The sequence below is a fragment of the Frankia sp. CcWB2 genome, from assembly GCF_977927585.1.
The window spans coordinates 8,937-12,460 of the sequence record NZ_CDWRCM010000079.1; the positions used below are offsets into that span (position 1 = coordinate 8,937).

Sequence of the window (3,524 nt, forward strand, 5' to 3'; positions counted from 1 at the left end):
GGCATCGCCACCGCTCGGTTCGGGCGCCGCACCGGCGGGTCCGTTCGTCCCGGGCGAATTCGTTCCAGGAGAATTCGTCCCGGGCGAAGTGGTCGTGCACCGGTCGTTCACCACCAAGCGGCTCGTCTTCGTCCGCGCGGGTCACGTGGTCGGCCACGATGAGCGCGGGCTGCGGCTGTGGATCCCGCACGGCTGCCCGATGGCCGTCGAGCTGAGCACGGACGGTCGCGGCCTGCGCGACATGCCGTTCGCCGAATGGATCCGCCAATCCACGGTGCTGGTGGAGAGGGCTTGGCCTGGGCCGAACATCCTTATGATGATCCCACCGGCGGGTGCGCACTCGGTGTGGTGGTTCTGGGACCGGCAGGGGCGGTTCGCCCGTTGGTACATCAATCTCGAGGCACCTGCCGTGGCCTGGCGCCACGACGGACTCGTCGGGGTGGACACGACCGACCACGACCTCGACCTGTGGGTCTCCCCGGACCGGACCTGGTAGTGGAAGGATGAGCACGAGCTCGCGGAACGGCTCGCGTTTCCCGAGCACTACTGGGTCACCGACGCGGCGGCGGTGCGGGCCGAGGGCGAGCGGCTGCTGCGGCTCGTCGAGACGGGGGCGTTCCCGTTCGACGGCACCTGGTGCGACTTCCAGCCGGACCCGTCCTGGCGCACACCGGCTACCCTGCCGCCCGGCTGGGACCGCCCGCGGGCGCCGGGCACGACCGGAACCGGCCCGCACTGACGGCGATGTCGACGGCCGGCGATGTCAACAGCCGGCTACGTCGAGAAGGCCCACCCTGACCAGCGGGCCACCGTCACGATAATCGCCGGCCCGGCGGGCGGGGCGGCCTGGTACTGGTCATATCGGGTGATGAGCAGTTCGATGGCAGCAGCGTGTCCGGGTTCGCCCGCCCGGACGATGCGGGCCTCGGCGCCGGTCAGCCGCACGGACCCAGCGTACGAACCCAGCGTACGAACTCACCGTAGGGTCCCACCGGATGGATGCGGCCCCAGGGGGCGGGACGCGATGCGCCGTCCATGCGCCAGACTGGTCAGATGTCCGCCACCCTCGTCGCGTCCGGTCTCACCGTCACCCGCGGTGGGGCGACCGTCCTCGACGGCGTCTCCCTCACCGTCGCGCCCGGCGACCGTCTCGGCGTGGTGGGGCCCAACGGCGTCGGCAAGTCGACGTTGTTGCGTGCCCTCGCCGGGCAGGTGGCGCTCGACGCGGGCCGGGTGGATCTCGCGCCGCCGACCGCCAACGTCGGCCTGCTCCCCCAGGAACCCGACCGCGACCCCGGGGAGACCCTGCGGGCCTTCCTCGCCCGTCGCACCGGCGTCGCCGCGGCGCAGGCCGAGCTCGACGCCGCGACCGAGGCGTTGGCCCTGGGCACGTCCGGGCTCCCTGGCACGTCTGGGGCTCCTGGCACGTCTGGGGTCCCTGGCACGTCTGGGGTCGACGACCGCTACAGCGTCGCCCTGGAGCGGTGGCTGGCGATCGGCGCGGCCGACCTCGACGCCCGCGCCGAGGAGGTGTGCGCCGATCTCGGTCTGCCCGCGGGCGCGCTCGACAGCCCGACGACGGCGTTGTCCGGCGGGCAGGCCGCCCGGGGATCGCTGGCCGGCGTCCTGCTGTCCCGGTTCGACATCACCCTGCTCGACGAGCCCACCAACGACCTCGACTTCGACGGGCTGGAACGGCTCGAGCGGTTCGTCCAAGGCGTGCCCGGGGCGCTGGTCGTCGTCAGCCACGACCGCGAGTTCCTCGACCGCACCATCGACACCGTCGCCGAACTCGATCCGCACCGGCACGGCCTCACCCTCTTCGCCGGCGGATGGACGGCGTACCTGCAGGCCCGCGAGGTCGCGCGGCGTCAGGCCCGGGAGCGGTACGAGGAGTACGCCGGCCAGCGGGCCGATCTCGTCGCCCAGGCGCAACGCCAGCGGGAGCAGGCGGTGCGGGGTTCGGTGCGGGCGAAGCGGCGGATGCCCGACGGTGACCGGGCCGCCAAGGGAGCCCGGATCGAGGCGGCGACGAAGAGCGCGGCCAGGGTCCGGTCCATCGAGTCCCGCCTCGACCGGTTGGCGGAGGTCGAGGAGCCTCGCAAGGAATGGCAGCTGCGCATGTCGATCGCCGCCGCGCCCCGGTCGGGCGATGTCGTCGCGACGTTGACCGGCGCGGTGGTGGCCCGATCGGGCTTCACTCTGGGGCCGGTCGACCTGACGATCGCGTGGGCGGACCGGGTGGTGATCACCGGGCCGAACGGCGGGGGCAAGACGACCATGCTGGGTGCGCTGCTCGGCCGCATCCTCCCGGCCCGGGGGCACCAGGCACTCGGGTCCGGCGTGCGGCTCGGCGAGATCGACCAGGCCCGCGGCCTGTTCCGGGGTGAGGCTACGGCGCTGGCCGTCGCCGAGCGGGCGACCAGCTGGCCGGCGGGCGAGGTGCGCACCCTGTTCGCGAAGTTCGGTCTCGGCCCGGATCAGGTCACTCGGCCGGCGGCGTCCCTGTCGCCGGGAGAACGCACCCGGGCGGGGCTCGCGCTGCTGCAGGCGGCCGGCGTGAACTGCCTGGTGCTCGACGAACCCACCAACCACCTCGACCTTCCGGCGATCGATCAGCTCGAACAGGCGCTGGCCGGCTATGCGGGCACCCTGCTGCTCGTCACCCATGATCGGCGCATGCTCGACACGGTCGCCGTGACTCGCCGGCTGCACGTCGACGGCGGCCTCGTCACCGAGAAGCCCCTCGTCACCGAGAAGCCATTGTGACGGGCCGCTGAGAACGTCAGGAGCCGGTGTTCGGCCAGAATGCCGCCTGGGGGAACGGGGAGTCCGTGGTGGTCGCGGAACCGAGCACGACGTTGTTCGGGGTGACGGCGTTGCCCGCGCTCACCGGTCCTCCGAGGGTGCCCAGATCGGTCAGCCGGCCGCGGTACCAGCGGAACGCGTGGCTGCCTTGACCCGAGGGCGCCGTCCCGCACACCACACCATGATCATTGAGGTCGAGAAGCTCCAGCGGGCCGAGCGGTGAGGTGATCGGGATGCGGCGGCCCGCGATCCACAGGAACCCGCCATCTGACGATCCGAGGCTGCGCACCAGCACCTGACCGAGACTGTTCACGGCGACCGCCTCGCTGTGCAGGTCACTGCCGAGGGTCCCGAGATCGGTCATGCGGCCGCGGTCCCACAGGAACGCGCGGAAATAGCCGTCCGAGGTCTCGCTGGTCCCCACGACCTGCCTGGCGTTGTTCACGTCGGCGACGACGGTCGAGGAACCGCCGAGAGTCCCGAGATCCGACATCGTGCCGGCTGACCAGAGGAACCCGTGGCTGGCGCCCTCCCGGGTGAGGCTGTTACCCGCCACCCTTCCCTGCACCGTGACGGCCACGGCGGAACTCAATGGTCCGCCAAGTGTGCCCAGATCCGTCATCGTGCCGTTTGACCATCGGTAGGCGTGCTGCTCGCCCGTATTGGTGGTGCTGGTCCCCACGATGAATCCGGTGTCGCTGACGTCGACCGCGGTA

The 3,524-nt window shown here is 71.9% G+C and carries 2 protein-coding genes and 2 pseudogenes; 2 read left to right on the top strand and 2 right to left on the bottom strand.

Features of this window, described 5'->3' with window-relative positions; all coding sequences use genetic code 11:
* The first annotated feature begins 88 nt into the window (after positions 1–88).
* Positions 89–739: pseudogene (locus ACY45C_RS10540) on the top strand (ribonuclease FAU-1 family protein).
* A 35-nt stretch (positions 740–774) separates the two neighbouring features.
* On the opposite strand, the gene ACY45C_RS10545 reads toward ACY45C_RS10540, so the two are convergent.
* Entirely contained in the window at positions 775–945 is a 171-nt protein-coding gene (locus tag ACY45C_RS10545) for a hypothetical protein (protein ID WP_462187444.1), read from the bottom strand.
* A gap of 108 nt (positions 946–1,053) precedes the next feature.
* Here ACY45C_RS10545 and ACY45C_RS10550 point away from each other — a divergent pair, with 108 nt between their 5' ends.
* Entirely contained in the window at positions 1,054–2,769 is a 1,716-nt protein-coding gene (locus ACY45C_RS10550; protein WP_462187445.1) for an ABC-F family ATP-binding cassette domain-containing protein, read from the top strand.
* 16 nt (positions 2,770–2,785) lie between these two features.
* On the opposite strand, the pseudogene ACY45C_RS10555 reads toward ACY45C_RS10550, so the two are convergent.
* Positions 2,786–3,524 (bottom strand): annotated as a pseudogene (locus ACY45C_RS10555) (HAF repeat-containing protein); the annotation flags it as partial.